Annotated in this window: 16 protein-coding genes and 1 pseudogene; 12 read left to right on the top strand and 5 right to left on the bottom strand. The window is 40.7% G+C overall.

The genetic code is table 11. From position 1 onward, the window contains the following. Positions 1–104: 104 nt before the first annotated feature. The 7 genes from KAN5_RS10745 (at position 105) to cyoE (ending at position 6,959) form a co-directional block, all read left to right on the top strand. Positions 105–1,109, top strand: coding sequence for a family 43 glycosylhydrolase (locus tag KAN5_RS10745; RefSeq protein ID WP_232321870.1), 1,005 nt, complete (start codon positions 105–107; stop codon positions 1,107–1,109). 369 nt (positions 1,110–1,478) lie between these two features. After that, positions 1,479–1,889, top strand: coding sequence for a hypothetical protein (locus tag KAN5_RS10740; protein ID WP_016708102.1), 411 nt, complete (start codon positions 1,479–1,481; stop codon positions 1,887–1,889). 235 nt (positions 1,890–2,124) lie between these two features. Continuing rightward, positions 2,125–3,048, top strand: coding sequence for a ubiquinol oxidase subunit II (gene cyoA, locus KAN5_RS10735; protein ID WP_016708101.1), 924 nt, complete (start codon positions 2,125–2,127; stop codon positions 3,046–3,048). Positions 3,049–3,050: 2 nt separating this feature from the next. After that, positions 3,051–5,054, top strand: a complete 2,004-nt coding sequence (cyoB, locus tag KAN5_RS10730; RefSeq protein ID WP_244389681.1) for a cytochrome o ubiquinol oxidase subunit I — start codon at positions 3,051–3,053, stop codon at positions 5,052–5,054. Then, complete coding sequence (gene cyoC, locus KAN5_RS10725) at positions 5,051–5,671, top strand: cytochrome o ubiquinol oxidase subunit III (RefSeq protein ID WP_016708099.1); 621 nt, start codon at positions 5,051–5,053, stop codon at positions 5,669–5,671. Before cyoB ends, cyoC begins: the two co-directional genes overlap by 4 nt. Continuing rightward, entirely contained in the window at positions 5,671–6,030 is a 360-nt protein-coding gene (cyoD, locus tag KAN5_RS10720) for a cytochrome o ubiquinol oxidase subunit IV (RefSeq protein ID WP_016708098.1), read from the top strand. Before cyoC ends, cyoD begins: the two co-directional genes overlap by 1 nt. A 44-nt stretch (positions 6,031–6,074) precedes the next feature. Beyond that, positions 6,075–6,959, top strand: coding sequence for a heme o synthase (gene cyoE, locus KAN5_RS10715; protein WP_016708097.1), 885 nt, complete (start codon positions 6,075–6,077; stop codon positions 6,957–6,959). A 131-nt stretch (positions 6,960–7,090) separates the two neighbouring features. Here the strand turns inward: cyoE and KAN5_RS10710 are convergent, their stop codons facing one another. Beyond that, complete coding sequence (locus tag KAN5_RS10710) at positions 7,091–8,728, bottom strand: methyl-accepting chemotaxis protein (protein WP_016708096.1); 1,638 nt, start codon at positions 8,726–8,728, stop codon at positions 7,091–7,093. A 154-nt stretch (positions 8,729–8,882) separates the two neighbouring features. Continuing rightward, complete coding sequence (locus tag KAN5_RS10705) at positions 8,883–11,108, bottom strand: S9 family peptidase (protein WP_244389680.1); 2,226 nt, start codon at positions 11,106–11,108, stop codon at positions 8,883–8,885. Positions 11,109–11,219: 111 nt separating this feature from the next. On the opposite strand from KAN5_RS10705, the gene KAN5_RS10700 reads away from it, so the two are divergent. Further along, entirely contained in the window at positions 11,220–11,618 is a 399-nt protein-coding gene (locus tag KAN5_RS10700) for an HIT domain-containing protein (RefSeq protein ID WP_016708094.1), read from the top strand. Between the two features lie 111 nt (positions 11,619–11,729). Here KAN5_RS10700 and KAN5_RS10695 read toward each other — a convergent pair. After that, a pseudogene (locus KAN5_RS10695) lies at positions 11,730–13,431 on the bottom strand (Zn-dependent hydrolase). Positions 13,432–13,707: 276 nt separating this feature from the next. Here KAN5_RS10695 and KAN5_RS10690 point away from each other — a divergent pair. Next, complete coding sequence (locus KAN5_RS10690) at positions 13,708–14,547, top strand: HDOD domain-containing protein (protein WP_016708092.1); 840 nt, start codon at positions 13,708–13,710, stop codon at positions 14,545–14,547. Positions 14,548–14,668: 121 nt separating this feature from the next. Here KAN5_RS10690 and rdgC read toward each other — a convergent pair whose 3' ends face one another. Beyond that, positions 14,669–15,580, bottom strand: a complete 912-nt coding sequence (rdgC, locus tag KAN5_RS10685; RefSeq protein ID WP_016708091.1) for a recombination-associated protein RdgC — start codon at positions 15,578–15,580, stop codon at positions 14,669–14,671. A gap of 131 nt (positions 15,581–15,711) precedes the next feature. Then, positions 15,712–17,475, bottom strand: a complete 1,764-nt coding sequence (locus KAN5_RS10680; RefSeq protein ID WP_016708090.1) for a HAMP domain-containing sensor histidine kinase — start codon at positions 17,473–17,475, stop codon at positions 15,712–15,714. A 282-nt stretch (positions 17,476–17,757) separates the two neighbouring features. Here KAN5_RS10680 and KAN5_RS10675 point away from each other — a divergent pair, with 282 nt between their 5' ends. From KAN5_RS10675 to thrB, 3 genes are all read left to right on the top strand, one after another. Then, positions 17,758–18,123, top strand: a complete 366-nt coding sequence (locus tag KAN5_RS10675) for a response regulator (RefSeq protein WP_016708089.1) — start codon at positions 17,758–17,760, stop codon at positions 18,121–18,123. Positions 18,124–18,353: 230 nt separating this feature from the next. Then, the gene (gene thrA, locus KAN5_RS10670) at positions 18,354–20,771 is read left to right on the top strand and encodes a bifunctional aspartate kinase/homoserine dehydrogenase I (RefSeq protein WP_244389679.1); all 2,418 of its coding nucleotides are present in this window, start codon (positions 18,354–18,356) and stop codon (positions 20,769–20,771) included. A 9-nt stretch (positions 20,772–20,780) separates the two neighbouring features. Continuing rightward, positions 20,781–21,707, top strand: a complete 927-nt coding sequence (gene thrB / locus KAN5_RS10665) for a homoserine kinase (protein ID WP_244389678.1) — start codon at positions 20,781–20,783, stop codon at positions 21,705–21,707. The last annotated feature ends 9 nt before the right edge of the window (positions 21,708–21,716 follow it).

Here is a 21,716-nt window from a genome sequence, read left to right as displayed (position 1 = left end):
ATTGTGATTTATAATTACTCTCACATTATTAAAAATAATGTTATATTTGTGTTTTATATAAAAAGTAATAAAATAATACAAATTGAAATTAATAATCAGGTTGAATGATGACAGTACAAACAAATAGTCCGTTAGTAGAGCAGCGGGCCGACCCATTTGTGTATAAGCACAGCGATGGTTTTTATTATTTTACAGGTTCAGTACCAACATATGATCGGATTGAGCTCAGAAAATCAAAAACATTAACTGGTCTTAAAAGCGCTGAAACCTTTGATATTTGGTTTAAGCATGACAACGGCCCAATGAGTCGCCATATTTGGGCTCCAGAAATACATTACTTAGATGGTAAATGGTATATCTATTTTGCTGCCAGTGAAGAAACAGATATTTGGGCGCTGCGCCCTTATGTACTTGAATGTAAAGGCCAAGATCCACTTAATGATGAGTGGATTGAATTAGGTATGATGCAAGCTGCTAAGGGCGATGATAAGTCCTTCACTGATTTTTCATTGGATGCGACTATTTTTGAAAATAATGGTAAACGTTACTTTTGTTGGGCTGAAAAAACGGGAGGGCAATTTGCTGCATCTAACTTGTATTTAGCTGAAATGGAATCGCCTATTAAGCTAAAAACCGTGCAGTTTATGCTAACAACTCCTGATTATGATTGGGAGCGCGTTGACTTTTGGGTGAACGAGGGGCCAGCCGTATTAAAACACAATGGCAAAATCTTTATTGCTTTTTCAGCCAGTGCCACAGGTGCATGTTATTGTATGGGTTATATGGAAGCCGACGAAAATGCTGACCTACTTGATCGTAACTCTTGGACTAAAACGCGTATGCCGGTGCTTGAAACTGACGTTGAGAAGCAAATTTATGGCCCAGGTCATAACTGTTTTACAGTGGCAGAAGATGATGTAACACCGTTATGTATCTATCATGCACGTGATTACGAAAGTGCTATTGGTGAACCAAGTGTAGTACCAAAAACTGACACGCGGCCACTAGCTGAAATTGTTAAAGATCCACTTTATGATCCAAACCGTCACGCACGTGCTTTGGAAGTAAAATATGATGAGAATGGCCGCCCATTGTTTGCGCTTTACTAAGGTCTGATTATCTTTGTAGTTTGATTTTTGAGCACCTTATATAACCAAGCCAGTATTTGCTTGTTAGCTAGGTAGAGCCTAAACAGTGTGCTTGCCCTCTAAAGCCGTCAATAGGCTGTTTATAGGATTCAGACTAGATTGCATCAGTTTTTTCCTGAAATATCAGCGGGGGTTTGCTAAAAGCCAACGCTTAGCTAAAAAAATAGTCAACTTCGCTGTTTTTCACTTGTAGCTTGTGTTGACTTTGCTATAATCCTCCCGAAATTTCAGTAATTACTGAAACTTTATTGATGTAGATCATACTAACAAAGTAAGAAATAGCGTAGGCGCTGTTTCTTACTGCATACTAAATCTATAAGGCCAGTACGTTTGAACTCAAAAAATTGTCCAAAAGCACTACTGCAAACAACGTTTACACGTTGGCAGCTGCGTGCGCGTACAGTTTTTGCCGGACGTGAACTGTTCTCTGCATTAGTTATTTTATTAATTAATTCAGCTATGTTGATAAATGGCAGTGTTGAAGAGGCAACAGAGTTAAAGAGTTTGTTAACTGAAGGGGCTGCAGAGTCGTCTTTAATTAATGTATTGAGTTTTTTAGCGTATCCAGTTGTTTCATGCCAGTTGTTAATTGGTTTATGTTGGTTGATTTTTCACTTTTTTCCAGCACGTCGTGCTGGGGTTATTTTACGTAAAGCAGCCTTTGCTTTTCGTGCTCCTAAAGCATCACTTGTTGTACACAGCGCTCACGGCTGCCGTGCTCCACCTCTTGTACTTGGTTGAACGCTACTCGTTATTGATGGCTTGACTGAGTTAGTCGCTTACTAATTTCGTTTCTTCACTAATAATGCTTAGCCGCAGTGTGTCTGCGATTCGGCCACCCCTATTAAATTTCCTTAGTGTTTAAAGCTGTTGTTATAGGTTTTAACCGCATCAGGAATAGTTTAAACCGTTGTTTTGACCTTGGTATTCTTGGGTAAGGCAGCACACGTCAAATTTTAGGTTGTAGGATAGTCCTTTGTTAATTCGAAACCTCTGTAATATTGCTCTGGGCACCGTTGTGCTCGCACTAACCGGCTGTAAAGGTGGCGTGCTTGATCCAAAGGGGCAAATTGGGATAGATGAAAAAAATCTGATTATTATCGCCACAGTGCTAATGCTAATTGTGGTTATTCCCGTCATTGTCATGACCTTGTACTTCGCGTGGAAATATCGTGATGGACAAGATCAGCAAATTTATGCGCCCAAATGGGCACACTCAGGAAAAATTGAAGCTGCCGTCTGGGCTATTCCTATTGTAATAGTGATTATTCTAGGTGTTATCACTTGGCAATCAACACAACAGCTTGATCCTTATAAACCTCTTGAAGGCAAAGGTAAGCACCTAACTGTTGAAGTGGTGTCGCTGAATTGGAAATGGTTATTTATTTATCCTGAGCAAGGTATTGCTACGGTAAATGAGTTAGTTTTCCCAGCCAATGTACCTGTGGAATATAAAATTACTTCAGAAAGTACTATGAACTCGTTTTTCATTCCTCAGCTTGGTAGTCAAATTTACTCAATGGCGGGCATGGAAACCAAATTGCACTTAATTGCCAATGAGCCGGGTACGTTTAAAGGTTTTTCGGCTAATTACAGTGGTGCAGGATTTACCGGTATGAAGTTTAATGCCATCGCTACACCCACTGAGGCTGATTTTGACAAGTGGGTAAACAAAGTAAAGGGCCAAGCCAATACGCTTGCAAAAGCTGATTACGATGCATTGGCATTACCGAGTGAAAATAACCCAGTAACTTATTTTGGTGATGTTGAAGAGGGCTTGTTCCACACCATCGTTATGAAGTACATGCAAGCTCACGGTGATATGAACAAGATGCACAAAGCCATGCCGCAGCACAGTGGTCATGCAAATCACACAATGCACAGTGAGGGTGAGGAATAATTATGTCGTTATTAGGTAAATTATCATTCGATGCCATTCCGTTTCATGAACCTATTTTGATGGTGACATTAGCGGTGGTTGTGATTGTTGGTGCATTGATTGCGGCCTTAATCACAAAGTATAAAAAATGGGGCGTGCTATGGCACGATTGGATCACTTCTATTGATCATAAACGCCTAGGCGTGATGTATATTATTCTTGCATTGATCATGCTGTTTCGGGGCTTTTCCGATGCCATCATGATGCGTGCACAATTGGCGTTAGCCACAGGTGGCGCATCAGGCTATTTACCGCCAGAGCATTATGATCAAATCTTCACCGCGCATGGGGTGATCATGATCATTTTTATGGCAATGCCATTTATGATTGGTTTAATGAACATTGTATTACCACTGCAAATTGGTGCGCGTGATGTGGCATTTCCGTTTTTAAATAACTTAAGTTTTTGGTTAACTGCTGGTGGTGCAATATTAATTAATATTTCATTGTTTTGTGGCGAGTTTGCAAAAACGGGTTGGGTGGCGTATCCGCCGCTATCGGAGATGTCTTTTAGCCCCGGAGTCGGGGTCGATTATTATATTTGGGCGCTGCAAATATCCGGTATTGGTACGTTATTAACGGCGGTAAACTTTTTAGTGACCGTATTTAAAATGCGTGCCCCTGGTATGCGATTAATGCAAATGCCTATTTTTACTTGGACTTGTACATGGGCAAACATCTTAATTGCAGCATCATTCCCAATCTTAACCGCAGTGTTGACTATGTTAACCCTCGACCGTTATTTAGATTTTCACTTTTTTACTAATGCCGCAGGCGGTAACGCCATGATGTATATCAATCTATTTTGGGCTTGGGGTCATCCTGAGGTTTATATTTTGATTTTACCTGCGTTTGGTATTTTTTCTGAAGTTATCTCTACCTTTACTGGAAAACGTTTGTTTGGTTATAAATCAATGGTTTATGCCAGCGGTGCAATTTCAATATTAGGCTTTGTAGTATGGCTACATCACTTTTTCACTATGGGATCCAGTGCCAATGTAAACGCTTTTTTTGGTGTAATGACTATGGTCATTGCGGTGCCCACCGGTGTGAAATTGTTTAACTGGCTATTCACTATTTATCGTGGCCGCTTACGTTTTACGGTGCCAGTACTTTGGACGTTAGGCTTTATGGTGACCTTTACAGTGGGCGGGATGACAGGGGTATTACTAGCTATTCCCGGGGCTGATTATGTTCTGCACAACAGTTTATTCCTGATTGCTCACTTTCATAACACTATTATTGGTGGAGCGGTATTTGGTTATTTGGCTGGCTTTGCATTTTGGTTCCCCAAAGCGATGGGCTTTAAACTTCATGAAGGATGGGGAAGAGCATCATTCTGGTGCTGGTTAGTCGGTTTCTTTGTTGCATTTATGCCGTTATACGTACTTGGCTTCTTAGGTATGACGCGTCGCTTAAACCACACAAATAATCCAGATTGGAATATTTGGTTGTACATTGCTTTTGTTGGTGCAGTGATCATTATGTTCGGTATCTTATTCCAAGTTGTGCAGCTGTTGGTGAGCTTTAAAAACCGTGAAGCACTAAAAGATACAACTGGCGATCCGTGGAATGGTCACACGCTTGAGTGGTCAACATCGTCACCGCCACAATACTATAACTTCGCTACGATACCGCATGTGCACGATATCGATACTTGGACTGACATGAAAGAGAAAGGCCAAGCATATCAGCAAAAATCGAGTTATGCGCCTATCCATATGCCAAAAAATACCGCGGCAGGGGTGATGATGAGTGCCTGTTTTACCACATTTTGCTTTGCCATGATCTGGCATATTTGGTGGCTGGCCATTGTCGGTGTAATTGCTGGAGCCGCAGTATTCTTTAAACGTTGTTATACCAGTGACGTTGATTACTACGTGCAACCAGAAGAAATTCTTGAAATTGAAAGTGCACATAATGCCAGTGCAACAACATTTAACCAAGGTAAGGAGTTCAGCGCATGAGTTCGATCCCTGCTGATATAAATATCATCAATCATGATGCTCATGCTCACGAGCATCATGATACAGGCGGCGATACGGTATTTGGTTTTTGGCTTTATTTAATGACCGACTGCTTATTGTTTGCTTCATTTTTTGCAACCTACGCTGTGCTTTATATGAACACCGCCGGTGGTGTGTCGGGTAAAGATATTTTTGAACTGGACTTTGTTGCGGTTGAGACCGCAGCACTACTACTGAGTAGTATCACTTTTGGTTTTGCGATGATCTCTGCTCATGCGCAAAAGAAAGCCACAACTTTAATTTGGCTGGCCATTACTTTTGCTTTTGGAGTTGTGTTTATCTCCATGGAAGTCTATGAATTTCATCATTTAATTGCTCATGGTAATGGCCCGCAGCGTAGTGCATTTTTGACCTCGTTCTTCTCATTAGTAGGGTTACATGGTCTGCACGTAACCGCAGGCCTAATTTGGATGGCGACGATGATGATTGAAGTGTCACGTCGTGGTTTAAACCCTGCCACGGTTACTCGCTTAAGCTGCTTAAGCTTGTTCTGGCACTTTTTAGACGTGGTGTGGATCTGCGTATTTACCGTTGTTTACTTAATGGGGGTGATGTAATGAGCCACAGTGAATCACATGTATTAAACGAGTTACAAACGCAAAGCCATAGCGATGCCGCACACGGCAGTGTTAAAGATTATTTAATAGGTTTTGTTTTATCAATTGTACTGACAGCTATACCATTTTGGGCTGTGATGAGTGGTACTTTGTCAAAACCAACGACTTTTGCGTGTATCGTGGTAATGGCCATAGTGCAAATTTGGGTGCACTTAAAATACTTCTTGCACCTTAACTTTACTACCGAAGACGGTAAAGCCAGTTCGTTATCGTTCATCTTCAGTGCGCTGATCATCGTGATGGTAGTAGGGCTGTCGGTATGGATCATTTACGAATCGAACGCCATGATGATGTACTAGCCCCAGCTAGTACATTGTTAAAAGCAAAGAATAGGGGACAGCAGATGTTTCGTCGTTATTTAAAGGTCACTAAACCCGGTATTATTATGGGCAATGTGATTTCGGTTGCGGGTGGTTTTTTACTTGCTTCGCGTGGTGATATTGATGGCTGGCTAATGCTTGCTACATTGGTTGGTTTATCGCTGGTAGTAGCCTCTGGTTGCGTAATCAATAACGTGATTGACCGTGATATTGATATTCGCATGGCGCGCACGCGAACACGGGTAACTGTAACGGGGGAGATGTCTGCCAAGACCGCTTTGCTGCATGGTACAGCACTTGGCGTAGTTGGCTTTGCTCTACTAGTGATTTTTACTAACTGGATTGCAGTGTTTTTTGCTGTGTTTGGTTATGTTATTTACGTGGGTGTTTATAGCTTATATATGAAGCGTCGCTCAGTATATGGCACATTTGTAGGCAGCTTATCTGGTGCTGTACCACCAGTCGTTGGTTATTGCGCCGTGACGGCACAGTTTGATACAGGTGCATTGATTTTATTGGTAATGTTTAGTTTATGGCAAATGCCACACTCTTATGCGATTGCTATTTTTCGCTATAAAGACTACCAAGCTGCGCGCATTCCAGTGCTGCCAGTAGCGCACGGTATTGATAAAGCTAAGCATCATATTGTGTTGTATATCGCAGTCTATGCGTTAGTGGTGATGTTATTAACCATTGGTGGTTATACCGGAATGGCGTTTTTAGCCGTTGCTTGTACCACTAGTTTTTGGTGGTTGTTAATGGCGCTTAGAGGCTACCGCCGTAACATTGATATTAGTGGTTGGGCGCGCCAAGTGTTTGCGTTTTCAATCCTTAATATTACTGCGCTAAGCATTGCTATGGCAGTTGATTACCAAAATCTCACACCACATTTACTTGCTATAAGTTAACCGAGTTAATTCCAAAGTTGACCAAAGGCTCTGAGTTATATCGAGGAGCCTTTTTTATGTCTACGGTACGGCAAACTTTACTCTTTGTATAGGTGAGTGCCGCACATCAAATCCATGTGCCGTCACTTTAATTAATCTAATTTAAAGCGACTAACTACATCACTTAATTCTTGGCTGCTGTGTTTTAAGTTATCGCTGGCGCCAGAGAGTTGTGCTGTATTTGCTAATGAATGCTCAGTTGATTGTGACAATTCATTAATACGTAAATTAACTTCATCGGCAGCACTGGATTGTTGTTCAGTCGCACGGGCAATTTGACCATTCATATCGGTGATCACCGACACGAGTCGCTCAATCTCAGTTAATGAGGTGTTGGCAGTGCCAGCTTGCTCTACGGTGCTACTGGAGAGTTGTTGGCTTGCAGTAACAGCTTCAACAGCTGCTTGAGCACCCTTTTGCAGTTTAGCTATCATGGCTTGAATTTCATCAGTACTTTTACCTGTACGACTTGCCAGTGTACGCACTTCATCGGCAACTACGGCAAAACCACGGCCTTGTTCACCTGCGCGCGCCGCCTCAATTGCGGCATTGAGCGCGAGTAAATTGGTTTGTTCCGCAATTCCTCTGATCACATCAAGCACTGAGCCAATATTGTTACTTTCTTGGGCTAAGTCTGCTGTTACTTGGCTTACGGTTTCAATATTCTGTGATAGAGTTTCAATAGCTTTAATTGTTTTTGCTACGATTTCCTTACCTTGTGAGGCATTACTTGCAGCATCAACGGCTGCATGCTCGGCGGCTTCAGCATTACGACTTACATCATGAATTTGATGGGTCATTTGCTCCATTGCTGCTGCTACTTGGGTTGAGCTGTCGTTTTGCAGTTCAATAAAAGAATGATTGGTTTTACTCGCATCATCCACAGTTTGCGCATGATGGTTTACATCATAAGCATTTGTTGCCACTTGCTTAAGTGATTCACGAATTTTTGTGGTGTATAAATTAAAGTAGCGCGATAAACGCGATACTTCATCATTACCGCTTTCATCTAACACTTGTGTTAGATCACCTTCACCTTGAGAAATATCTTTCATCATATCGGCTGCAAGTTGTGTAGGTAATAATATGCTACGTGCAATCAGATAACTTAAAACAATGAATAGTAATAGAATAATACAAGCATTGATGATCACTAGGGTTTGTAGATCCGAAAAAGCTTCATCAATCGTATCTAAATAGACTCCTGAACCAATGATCCACTGCCACGGCGTAAAGCCTTTCACAAATGCAATTTTATCTACAGGCTGCTCTTTGCCAGGCTTTGGCCATTTGTAAGGTACAAAACCGCTACCTTGCTGTTTTACTATGTTTACCATTTCAACAAACAATAGCGTGCCATCGGGATCTTTGTTGTTAGCTAAAGATTTACCATTCAGTGCAGGTTTAATTGGGTGCATCACCATGTTTGGTTGATAATCATTGATCCAATAATAGTTGTTTTCGTCATAACGCATGGCAGCAATGGTATCTAAGGCATGTTGTTGGGCTTGCTGTTTGTTGAGAGTGCCATTTTGCTCTAATGAGTAAGCGTGGCTAATAATACTATGAGCGGCTTCTACCAAGTTCTTTGTTTTAGTGTATTGCTCAGTTTTTAAAGAACTGTATTGTTGTGTAAGACTCGTGATACTTAAAAAAAGTAAGCCAATTACCACTACACTGACCAGCATTGCTAAACGCTGAAAAATTGTAAAACGGCGGAGATACGACATAGAAGATCCTTTGTGTGTGCTCGCATTGTTCGCGAATAACATTAAGCGTAGCTAAAAAGGTATAAAAATCTAGGTAATAAGCGGTTATAAGTGCAAAAAAAAAGCTAATTATATAATTAGCCTTTTATGAGTTAATTAAAATAAGTTTACAGTGTTATTCAACGTCAAAATGGCGGTTGAAGAAACTGGTAATGGTTTGATGTAAATGCGTTTGAACATTTTTACCACGTAAACTATGTTTTGAGCCTGGGTAGGTCATCATTTCGAACTGTTGCTCGTTATCCTGTAATTGCTTAAATAATTTAGTGGCATGTGTGAACAGTACATTATCGTCCGCCATACCGTGATAAATCATTAATGGGCCCTTTAAGCCTTCAGCGTATGGGAACACCGCACTGTCGGTATAACCTTTGCCGTTAGTCTCAGGATGACCTAAATAGCGTTCAGTATAATGAGTGTCGTAGAGTGCCCAATCGGTTACTGGTGCGCCAGATACCCCTGCTTGAAAGTAATCACCCGCTTTAAACATGGTCATCAGAGCCATATAGCCGCCGTAGCTGTGGCCATAAATACCAATGCGTTGTGGGTCAACGTAATCAAGAGTGCGTAAAAACTCTACGCCTTTGATTTGATCGGCTACTTCAACTACACCTAAGTGCTTGTAAATGGCATCTTCAAACTTTTTACCGCGATTGTACGAGCCGCGATTGTCAAGTTGGAATACCACATAACCTTGTTGCGCCATGTATTGAAAGTATAAGTTTTTGCTGCGCCAGCTGTTAGTCACACGTTGTGCGTGTGGGCCGCCATATACATTGACAAGTACAGGGTGCTTTTTACCATCAGCAATAGTAGCAGGTTTAAATAAGCGGTAATGCATTACTTGACCATCATCAGCTTTGATTGTGCCATATTCTGGCTCAGCCAAATCAGTGAGGTAAGGTGTTAAAGGGTGAGTTTTATCTAGTTTATTTTCCTCAAGCCAAGTAATAAACTCGCCATTTATTTTACGCAGTGCAGCAGAGCCTGGTTTATTTACTGACGAGCTGTTATCAATAAATGTTTTACTGTCTTTGGCAATCACTACATTGTGGTATTGGCCTTGCTCAGTAATACGCTTAATATCACCCTTTTTAAATAGCGGGACACTGTATAAGTGGCTTTCAAGAGGAGTATCTTTACGTCCAGCAAAATAGACAATGCCTTTTTTCTCATCAATTCCCTTTAAGCTATCAATGACCCAATCACCGTCAGTGATTTGGCGGATTAATTTACCATTAGTGCGGTAAAGGTATAAGTGTTTAAAGCCATTACGCTCTGAGGCCCAAACAAAGTGTTTTTTGTCTTTTAAAAATTGTAAGTCAAAATGGAGGTTGATCCAGGTATCACTGGTTTCAGTTAACGCAACTTTTTGCTCTTTTGTGTCGCTGTTATAAAAGCGTAATTCTAGTGTGTGCTGAGAGCGGTCTTGCCATTGGTATGATAGCGTGTTGTTATCTTCTAACCATTTTGCACGAGCGATGTAGATATCGTCATCTTTACCTAAATCGACCCAATCAACGCTTTGATCATTAATAGCCACAACGCCAAGTTGAATTTTTACATTGTTAGTACCAGTAAATGGGTAACGCTGGTTGAATAATTTAACTTCTTCAGCATAAATTTCGTTGCGTATAGCTTCTTTAACTGGGCTTTCATCAATACGGGTGAAAGCAATTTTTGATTCATCACCTGACCACCAGTAACCTGTCATGCGGCCCATTTCTTCTTGTGCTACAAATTCAGCCATCCCGTTTTTGATCACGCCACCGCCATCTTTACTCAGTTGGATTTCTTTACCTGATTTGAGATTTAGCGCATATAAATTTTGTTCACGAACAAATGAAACAAAATTACCTTTTGGTGAAAAACGGGCATCTGTTTCAAATGCTGCTGTGTCCGTTAACTTGCGACTTTTTGCTGATGATAGATCGTAATAATACAGGTCACCATTAAGCGGGAATAATAGCGCTTTACCATCCTTTGACCATTTGTACTCTAAAATACCTTTACCAAAAATACGTTGGCGTTCGCGACGTGCTTTTTCTTCATCAGAAAGGTTTTCTGGGCCAGAAAATAACTGCGCAGAATCCACTAAAATACGATTCTTATTGTCTTTTAAATTGTATTCCCATAAATCATAGCGGTTGTAATCATCGCTTTTACCTTGCAAATAGGTAACACGACTACCATCAGGTGAAAACTTAAGTTGCACAGGCGCTTTACCCGCTAAACTAGGATCATCAAAAATACGTTCTAACGTAAGTGGTTGTGCTTGCACTGTGATGGCTGTTACCACCAAAGGAAGTAAGCATGAGAGGTGTTTAATTTTTTTTAACACGTGTTTACCTTCGCTCGAATAAAAACTGCCACGATGGTAAAGGCAAGCGTGGGCAACTGCAACTAAATGCTATAAAGTAGCTAAAAAGCACTAATGAGTGAGGAATAAAAAATGACGACTGAATTTTCTTTAGCCCCAGAGCTGGCACGTGATTGCATAGAAGTAGCGGATTGGCCTTTATGCAAAGTGTTACTTATGAACGATAGCCAATACCCGTGGTTCATTTTAGTTCCCCGCCAAGCTGGGCTAAAAGAAAGTATCGATTTAAGCGAACAAGACCAATTGGTCCTGATGCAAGAATCAGCCAAGCTAAGCCTATTACTAAAAGATGTTTTTAACCCTGATAAACTCAATGTAGCTGCGCTTGGTAATATGGTGCCACAGTTACATATTCATCATATTGCCCGCTTTAAAAGCGATGCTGCATGGCCTGCACCTGTGTGGGGTAAATTTACGGCAAAGCCATATACACAAGATCAAATAGAGCTGTTAAAGAAAAACTTTGTGTAAGCATGGCAGTTACTTCTCATTGTAGAGTCGCTTGAGATCTTCATCGCGATTTTGTAATAATCATAAATTGCAAAGTGTTACAGCTTAGGCTGTAACACTTTAAAGTTGCCGTTATAGGCCTAACACGTCTTTGCCTTGTTTAAAGGTTACATCGACGGGAATATTCGCTTGGCTCAGTTTTTCTAAATCTTGAGCAAGCTCGGCTTTTATATCACCATGAGTGGCAATCAGTTGATCCACTTTTTTGGTAATCACCATCTCCTTGTAAGGTTAAAATCAAGCGTGATAATTTTTCCATTGCTTGACCCATTTTTTCCATGTTTACGCTGTAAAGACCTTGCTCATTTTTAGAGAATGCACCCTCTTGTGCAAAAAAGTTAAAACGGATCATATTCGCTTTCCCATGAGCACTTGATGCGCCAAAACGTACCGAACGGAAGATGCCAGCCATAAAGGTAATATAGTAATCTTCTAGTGTACCTTCAGTGATTTCACCTTTTTTAAGTAACTGTTCAACCATATACAAACCTAAGATATCGGCTTTGCCTTCTTCAAGGGCACTGGCGTGCTCTTGTAATGATTGGCGCACTGTGCCTTTATCTGTAATAGTGTTTTTTATGCCTAAACCGTGCGCCACTTCGTGGAACATTGTATTGGCAAAAAATGCATCAAAGGTAATATGCTTGCGTTGCTCTGGCACAATGAGTTGTTCGGCAATTGGTACTAAAATTTTATCGAACTTGGCGCGCATCGCATTTTTAAGTTGTAAACGGCGAGTGCCTTTTTCAAGTTGTACCTGCTCATCATTTGGTAGGTTAATAGCAATGGTTTTGCTACCCGCATTTGAGTGACCAGCATAATAAACAACGTCATATGCATTTAGGTCAGCGTCTGAACCTGGGACTTCTTGTTTGTATTTCGCATCTACTGGTAAGCCTTTTTGTAGCTCAGGTAAAAAAGCAGCAAACTTTGCTAGGCGTTCACTCCAGGCTAAATCTTTTACTAGTACATAAGATTCAAACGCTGCACGATAACCAAACAATTGATCTTCATAGGTTTCGATTGGACCAATCACCACGTCAATGGGGTTGTTTTTCATGTCCATCCATGCAAAATCAGATGCTTGATAGTCATCACTTTGTAGCGCGTCGGCACGAAGGTTTAAGTAGTTAGCAAATTCTTTATCATCGGCCAGTTTACTTGCTTCACGCAGTAGGTTTGCCGCTTTTTCAAGAGCTTGCGCGTATTCAATCGAGTAGGCTACGCTATAAAGTTTGCCATTTTCATCACGTTTGATAACTGAATAAAGGCCGCTTTTATCAGTTACATCGGCGTTGTTTAACTCTTCTTTGCTGATGTCTGCTGGGTAAAATTGTGCACCGGCTGTTTTTTCTTCATAACCAGATAAAAACACGTGGTCGCCGTTGAGTCTATCCCATGGGCCGTAGTTGATATCTGCGAATTTCTGTACTTTAGGATCGTTAATTTTGGCTAAAAAAGCGGATTTATCTTCACCAAAAGCTTGACGCCAAAATAGCTCATCCATAATTTTTGAAGCATCGATAAGTTTTGCTATTAGGGCTTTTTGATTGTCGCTTAAATGTGATAAATCGGTGGTTAAGCTAAAGTCAGTATAGATATCTAGGCGACTAGCGTCAGTGTTAATAAGTTGTGGGCCGCTATCTTGTTGCTGTTTTACTGGTGCAGCAGTAACGTCAGTCGATGTTTTCGAAGTGTTAGCAGGTTCAGAGCATGCGCTAAGAAACACGACACCGCTGAGAAAGAGTGCTTGGCTTATTTTATTAAGAGTCATTATGTTGCCTGTTATAAAAGTGAGTTGAATATATGCCCTAGGTACAAAGGACTACTGCTTCCTTGTTATCCCAGCATTAAAACAAATCTTGTGCGTAAATAGCAAGCTTCCTAGGTTGTGTTGCGCTAAGGTTTGAGATATAAAATTTATTAGCAAAATAAACTAAACTAATTTCTGTAATTTTCTTAACTTTAGCGGTAACTTAGACAATACTGTATCTATAAGAATCCATGATTTGAGCATTTCAACAAATCAATACAAAAGGATGGCACATCTATGTCAACAGAAAACGCACTACTGACCATTTTGGTTGATCGTATTAATAATGACACATTAGTTTTACCAACCCTTCCTGAGGTTGCGGTGCGTGTACGCCAAGCTGCCGATAATCCAGATGTAAATTTAGCGCAAATGGCTGATGTTATTTCCCATGATCCGGCATTAGCTGCACGCATGATAAAAGTTGCAAACAGTGCCTTTATGGGGCGCTCAGTTAAAGTTACGAACCTTAATCAAGCAGTCACCCGAATTGGTTTGCGTCAAATTAAGAATATTGCGACAGCAATGGCGATGGAGCAACTATTTGTTTCAAACAATGAATTGATCAAAGGGTATATGGATAAAGCATGGCAAAAAACACTCAAAGTAGCGTGTCATTCTATTACCTTGATGGAGTTCTTTTTAAAAGAAAATAAAAAAACATCACTCAATCGCGATACCATCACACTAGCTTCACTCGTGTATAACATCGGTGTATTACCTATTTTAACTGAAGCAGAACGCCACCCTGAAGTATTTGCGAATCCAAGCTTTTTAGCGCACGCAATTCAAAAGCTCAGTGGTAAAGTCGGTGGTGCAATTATGCGAGCGTGGGAGTTTACTGATGAGTTTATTGAGGTAGCAGAGAGCTGGGCTAATCCTAATTATCGACCTGAGCATATTAGTTATGTGGACTTCATTCGTATTGGAGCAATTATGGAAGGTATCTTACAGGTTTCAGATAAATCAGCCGCGCTACAAACCTATATCGATAAAGGGGTGATTTCTTCGTTAGATATTTTCTCTACGGATGAATATAACGATGTGCTTGATGATGTGAAATCAGTATTTAGTTAAGTAATACCAATCGTGTTAAGTTACTGACCATTTATAATTCGCTAGAATGGTTAAATATTTAAGTCGATTGGCATAAGTTTAAAAAAGCGCCGCGGCGCTTTTTTGTTGTTTCAGTATAGCTTTAAGCGAGATCTTCAACGTCACCCAAACCCGCTGTTAATTCCTCAAGCATGAGCTTAATTTCTTCAGAGGCTAAAATAAAATCGGCATCAAGCTTTACCAGCATATCTTCTTTAGGAATATCGGCATTTTCTTCTTTTAAGGTTTCTGAGTAACTTAAGCGTTTAATTGAACCATCATTTTGCAACATGAACTTCAGACGTTCTTGCCAATCAAGCGCAAGTTTAGTTACTCGCTTGCCGCTTTCTAGGTGTGATTTAACTTCATCACAGGCTAAATCATGGCCTTTGAGCTTCACTTGTGCACCACTGTCATCAGCTTCTTCAAGCTCAGCGTCAGAGCCAATAGCAAAGCCTTCAGGGGTACTAAAGTTAGTTAGCCAATCAGTTAAAAATACGTCTAGATCATAGTTCGCAAACGCAGGAACAACAGGTAATGTCCCCAATGATTTACGTAAGAGTGCTAATAGCTCTTCTGCTTTATTAAAGCTGCCGCTATTGACAACAACCCAGCCATTTTCCTGATCGATAAAAGCAAACTGTAAGCTCGATTTTTTAAAAGCTTGCGGTAATAAAGTATGTAAGATGTTTTCTTTCAGTTCATCTTTTTCTTTTTTCTTAACTGGGCGGTTTTCTTCAGCTTCGATAAGCTCTATTTTTTCAGCAAGCATGTCGTTGACCACAGCTGCTGGCAATACTTTCTCTTCACGCTTAGCACAGACTAAAATGCTTTTTTGTGAGAAGTGTGACAAGGTGTCACCGTGTTTACCAAAGGCTTTAGTCCAGCCAAAAGTATTTAAGTCTTGGCTGCCACAAGGACGAAACAAATCTTGTTCTAATGCTTTTTCAAAGTCTTCTTGGGTATATGAAACGTCTTGTTTAAAGCGGTAACAAATAAGGTTACTAAACCACATAGGGAGATTGATCCATTCGGTAAATTTGCCCAATCATAACAATAAAAAGCTGATGCGCAAATGACTGATTGCCCAAACGATTAGCAATTAAGCCAAGAGTTAGGCAAACAGTTTAAGCACATTCAGTGCAGCTAGTTATTAAATATCGACAAAGGCTTGGGCATGTCTTTAGGGAAACTAATATGGTAATGCAGGCCTTCACCAGGTGAACTGGTTACCTCGATCTCACCACTGAGAGTTTGTTTGACCAGATTAAAGGTGATGTGAGTACCGAGCCCACTGCCGCCTTGATCGCGCTTAGTGGTGAAGAACGGGTCAAACAGCTTTTCAAGTTGTTGTTCAGTAACGCCATTGCCATTATCTTTAAAGTCGATAATTACCTGGTCGTCTTCATCTTTAATTGTAATATCAATCATGCCATTTTTGATACCATCAAACCCGTGGATCAATGAATTCATGATCAAGTTTGTGAATATTTGGCTAATGGCACCAGCGGGCAAGTTTAGAGTTAAATCTGTTGGGCAATCTAAATTAATGTGATGACTGGTATTTTTAATTTTAGGATGCAGCGAACGAATAACCTCACCCAAATATTCTTTAAAATTGATTGTGCGCACCGCTTCGCTGGCTTGGTCGACGGCTATTTGCTTAAAGCTGGCAACCAGCTCTGAGGCTCTGTCTAAATTGGTGGTAAGCAAGCTCGTGCTTTGTTTGGCATCATTAATAAATTCTTCCAATGCTTTTGGGGAAAGCGTTTTATCTTGGTACGCAGCTTCTATTTGTAGCAATCGTTCTTGTAAAAATGAGGTCGCAGTAACACCAATGCCAACGGGGGTATTAATATCGTGAGTAATGCCCGCTACAAGCCCACCTAAAGCTGCCATTTTTTCGGAGCCAACTAGGCGCTCTTGCGCCATATTAAGTTCATCGACATAGCGCTGCATTTCGGTTTGTTTAGTCAGTAATTCTTGTTCAGTATGACGGCGTAAATCAATCTCTTCAGTAAGTGTTAGTTTTTGTTTTTCTAGTTCATATTTTTGTTGTTGTAAATCCATCATCGCTTGACTAAGGTTTGAGGTTTTTCGTGCTACTTCTTGCTCTAATTGCAGGTTTTGTTGATCCAGCTTTTCGTTACTGATTATCAATTTTTTTTGTGTCTGTTCAAGTTCCTTGCGGTATTGTACGACCTTATCGATTAGTTTATTGAAAGACTCCTCCATTACTTTTAATTCGTTGTGCTCACTGGTTTCAATTTCGATATGTTGGCCTTCAAGATCATTTAATTCAAGGTCTTCAATTTGCTCGGTCAGTTGTGCTAAAGGTTCGGTGAGTAATTTCCTAAATGCCATTAGAAATAAAATAATCAAGAAAGTTGTCTTGATCATGGCATTTCCAATTAAAAAATAAATAGAGATCATTATCCGGCTAAATACCACCTCGCGGCTTGAAAACAGCGTTACGTCACCCACTTGAGTGGCACGTCCTGAAAATTCAAAAATCAATGGAAAGGTATAGCCAAATAGCCCCGAGGGGGTGTCTTCGATGATGGCTTCTTCTTGCACTAACTGCTGACTGTATAGCTCGCGAATATCCAAAGAGCGGCCAAGTTGAGAAATAATCTCGCCGCTATCATCACGGACAATAATGCCTTCAATCATTGGGATCGCTAATAAACCTTCAGCGGTAGTGATGGTTTGTTTGGTGTTAAGCTCCCAAATTGCACGAGTTAAACTACGGCTGAATGTTTTTTGCAGGGTTGTTAATTCGTCACGGATATAGTCTTTCGTGTTGATATATTCAGCAATTACTTGCCCGCACGTCACTACAAAAGTTAATAAAAAGTAGACGGACAACACACTGGTAAGTAGCTTCTTTGACAGGCTTTTTTGTAGCATGGGTGTCCCATAGCTCCTTTATTTTATACACAAAGCTTAATTCATACCCTAGCAACGAGTACATCCTATACTAAAGTTAGCTAATAAATGTTTAAAAATAAATAAAATAATCTTATTTAACCACACAAACATTACCAACTTTTCTTTTTTTAGCAAAAACTTAAGCTTATCGCTGTTAAATTTTTGTGCTATAAAATCACACTCACTTTATAACATTATGATTTTTGAGTGACGTTTTGCTGCACTTAATGATCTATTATCGGTATTTTAGTTGTCAATAGTATGAATTTTTCCGTATTGGTATGTGATGATTCTACAGTAGCACGCAAACAAGTTGTGCGCTGTTTAAATGAATGTATTACAGCAGACATCATGCAAGCAAAAAATGGCCGAGAAGCCCTAGAATTACTGCAAATGCATAATTTTGACTTATTGTGTCTTGATTTAACAATGCCTGAAATTGATGGGGTGCAGGTGCTTGAGAGTATCAAGGCGCAGAAAATTGAATGTTTTGTGCTGGTTATTTCTGCCGATATTCAAGATGCGATGAAGCAACGTGTTGCAAAATTAGGAGCTATTGACTTTATTGATAAACCAATAGATAAAACCAGATTACATAAAATCCTGCATAAATTTGGCATTCATTAGATTTGTTTATAACCAAAAAGCATAATTTATCTTTTTATTAAGGGTTGACATTATAGTCATATTTAAGGCAGTCTAAAGGCTATGAAAACAAATAATCACGTATTGACCATTATTATTACAACCACCATTCTAACTGGATAGTGGCATAGGTCGGTGCAACAAATTTAAAGGCCTGTGTTCACTAAGAACACAGGCCTTTTTTCGTTTTATGGGATGAGGAAACATAAAAAATGCGAGTATTAAAATTTGGCGGGTCGTCGCTTGCCGACTTTGCATGTTTACAACAGGTAGCTCAGTTAGTTAAAGCGCAATTAAAAGATGAAATGTTATTGGTGTTATCAGCACCTGGTGGCATGACCGATTCATTGGTTGCTTTAGCCAGTGCCGCAGAGCAGGGGCTTGATTATAGCGAACAATGGTCTGCACTTGTAACGCGCTGCAATAGTTTAAAAGCCGCTGTTACAGCTGACTTTGGAGAAGTACAAAACTGGCCTGATTTAAATGAATTAGAGAATAAACTGGCTGGTGTTAAATTAATAAAATGCTGTCCTGATCAGGTACGTGCGTATGTGATCAGCTTTGGCGAGCGGATCAGCGTGTCATTAATGCAAAGCCTCCTTAGCTCACATAATGCTCGTTACCTTGAAGCAACAGATTGTATCGCCTCAACGGGTGGCTTCATTGATGCTGAAGCGGATCTAGCTGCGAGTAAAGTGCGCTTTCAAGCTGCCCTAAAAGCGGCGCCTGCCACTATTTATATCATGCCCGGTTTTACCGCGAGCAATGAGCAAGGTCAGTTAACAACGTTAGGACGTAATGGCTCTGATTATTCAGCAGCGATTGCAGCAGCCTGTTTAGATGCAGAGGTCTGCCAGATCTGGACTGATGTTGATGGTGTGTATAGCGCGGATCCTCGTTATATTAAGAAAGCCACTAAAGTTGATTTTTTATCATATAAAGAAGCGATGGAGTTATCCTACTTTGGTGCAAAAGTTCTTCACCCTAAAACAATTCTACCGTGTGCTAAAGCGGGCGTACCGTGTGAAATTAAGAATACTCACAACCCAGATGCACAGGGATCATTGATCAGTAACGATAATGTCTCATCAGAGCCAGTTAAAGCGTTATCTAGTTTACAAAATCTTGCCATGTTAACGGTGTCAGGCCCTGGTATGAAAGGTAAAGTGGGCATGGCGTCAAAAGTATTTAATGCCCTTGCTCATGATAATGTATCAATAGTGTTGATCACTCAGTCTTCATGTGAATTTAGTATCAGTTTTTGTGTTCATGAATCTGATTTGCCACTGGCGCTAGAGGCATTACAAAGTGCTTTTGAACTTGAGTCGCAAGCGGGACTGATTGAACCTGTACATGTACAACGAAACTTAGCGATTGTTACTTTAGTAGGTGACAATATGCGCGCTCACAAAGGGTTAGCGGCTAAGTTTTTTGCTTCCCTTGCCCAAGCTCAAGTGAATATAGTTGCTATAGCGCAAGATTCAACAGAAAGTGCTATCTCAGCGGTAATTGATGGTGAATTATGCAATGACGCAGTAAAAGTATGTCATGAAAACTTCTTCACTCATATTCCATCTATCGATGTATTTTTATTAGGTTGTGGTCTAGTTGGTCAAGAACTGATTCAACAACTAGAGCGTCAGCAAGCATGGCTTGAAAAGCGTAACATTAAGCTTAACTTATATGGCGTAGCAAACTCTCGTCAGTTACACCTTGATAGCGAGGGCATTGCTTTTGATGACTGGCAGCAAAAGCTTGCTGTATCTGAGCAAGCGTTTGACTTAAAACTAGTTGAACAATTTGTAAAGCAAAACCATTTGATCAACCCCGTACTGGTTGATTGCACGTCGTCGGATGCGTTAGCCGCTCAATATGTGGACTTTTTAAACGCAGGCTTCCATGTGGTAGCGGCAAATAAAAAGGCTAACACTAGTTCGTATGTGTATTATCAAGACTTAATTGCAGCAACACGTAAGAACAATCGTAAGTTTTTATACGAAACTAACGTAGGTGCCGGTCTTCCTGTTATTGATAATTTACAATCACTCTTCGGTGCAGGTGATGAGTTACTTGAGTTTAGCGGTATTTTATCTGGTTCATTGTCGTATATGTTTGGTGCGCTACAAGATGGTTTATCATTATCTGAAGCAACGATTAAAGCCAAAGAAAGCGGTTTTACAGAGCCTGATCCGCGTGATGACCTATCGGGCACCGATGTTGCTCGTAAGCTATTAATCATTGCCCGTGAAGCCGGTATGAAACTTGAGCTTAGCGATATTGAAGTGGAATCAGTACTGCCTGGTGGGTTTGCACAAGGTGACAGTGTTGAGGAGTTTATGGCTAAACTACCGAGTTTAGATGCCGCATTTAACGATCGCATCGAAAGTGCAGCCAATGAAGGGAAAGTGCTGCGCTATGTAGGCACAATTAAAGAAGGTCACTGTAAAGTGGGTATTGAAGCGGTAGATAGCAAACATGCACTTTCAGTTATTCGTGATGGTGAAAATGCGCTGGCAATTTTAAGTGCGTACTATCAACCACGTCCATTTGTTATTCGTGGTTATGGAGCGGGCTCTGCGGTTACCGCAGCCGGTGTATTTGCTGATATCTTAAAAACGTTATCACGCTAGGAGAATCGTATGATTGAAGTATATGCTCCGGCCTCAATAGGCAACTTTGCAGTCGGTTTTGATGCCTTAGGTGCAGCACTTGCACCTATTGATGGCACTTTATTAGGTGATGTGGTTGCGGTAAGTCCTGCACAAAACGATGAATTTATTTGCTCTGGTGAATACGCCCACAAGCTGCCAAGTGATGCCAGCGAAAACTTAGCGTATCAGTGTTTGGTGCATTTTCGTGAACATGTTGCGCCAACCATGCCAAGCGTAAAATTGGAGTTGAAAAAGAATTTACCAATAGGTTCTGGTTTAGGCTCAAGTGCCTGCTCTGTTGTGGCAACGTTTGCTGCATTGGATAAATTTGCCGACACTAAACTTAGCCAAGTGCAACTTATTGAGTTAATGGCAGACTTTGAAGCAATCGTCAGTGGTGGTCGTCATTACGATAACATCACACCATGTTACTTAGGTGGTTTGCAGCTAACGGGTGATCTAATTCCAAACAAATCAATCGCCTTGCCGGTTGATGAAAGCTGGTATTATGTGGCCGCTTTCCCTGGCTTTTCACTTAATACTGCCAAAGCACGTTCAGTGTTGCCAAAAGAATTAAGTATGCATGCCAGCGTTGAATTTGCGCAGCGCTTATCTGCGTTTAGTACACTATTGCTAACCAGTCGTTTTGATGAGGCATTATCAATAATGAGGGATGAAATAGCTGAACCTTATCGCGCACCGCTTATCGCTGGGTTTAATGAAGCGAAACTCGCATTACCCGATTTAGGCGCGGAAATAGTCAGTATCTCAGGCGCAGGGCCGACATTATTTACTGTGTGTAAAACACTTGCAGCGGCTCAGCAATGTGCACAGTGGCTTGAACAAAACTATATCAATGAACAAGGCTTTTGCCATATTTGTAAGCTCGATAACGCCGGCACGCGTCAGTTATAAGAATTTAAG

The sequence above is a fragment of the Pseudoalteromonas sp. KAN5 genome (genome assembly GCF_022846535.1).
Taxonomy (GTDB): Bacteria; Pseudomonadota; Gammaproteobacteria; order Enterobacterales; family Alteromonadaceae; genus Pseudoalteromonas; species Pseudoalteromonas haloplanktis.
The sequence above is the reverse complement of the archived record's forward strand: the minus strand, read 5'-3'. Positions and strand labels throughout refer to the sequence as shown.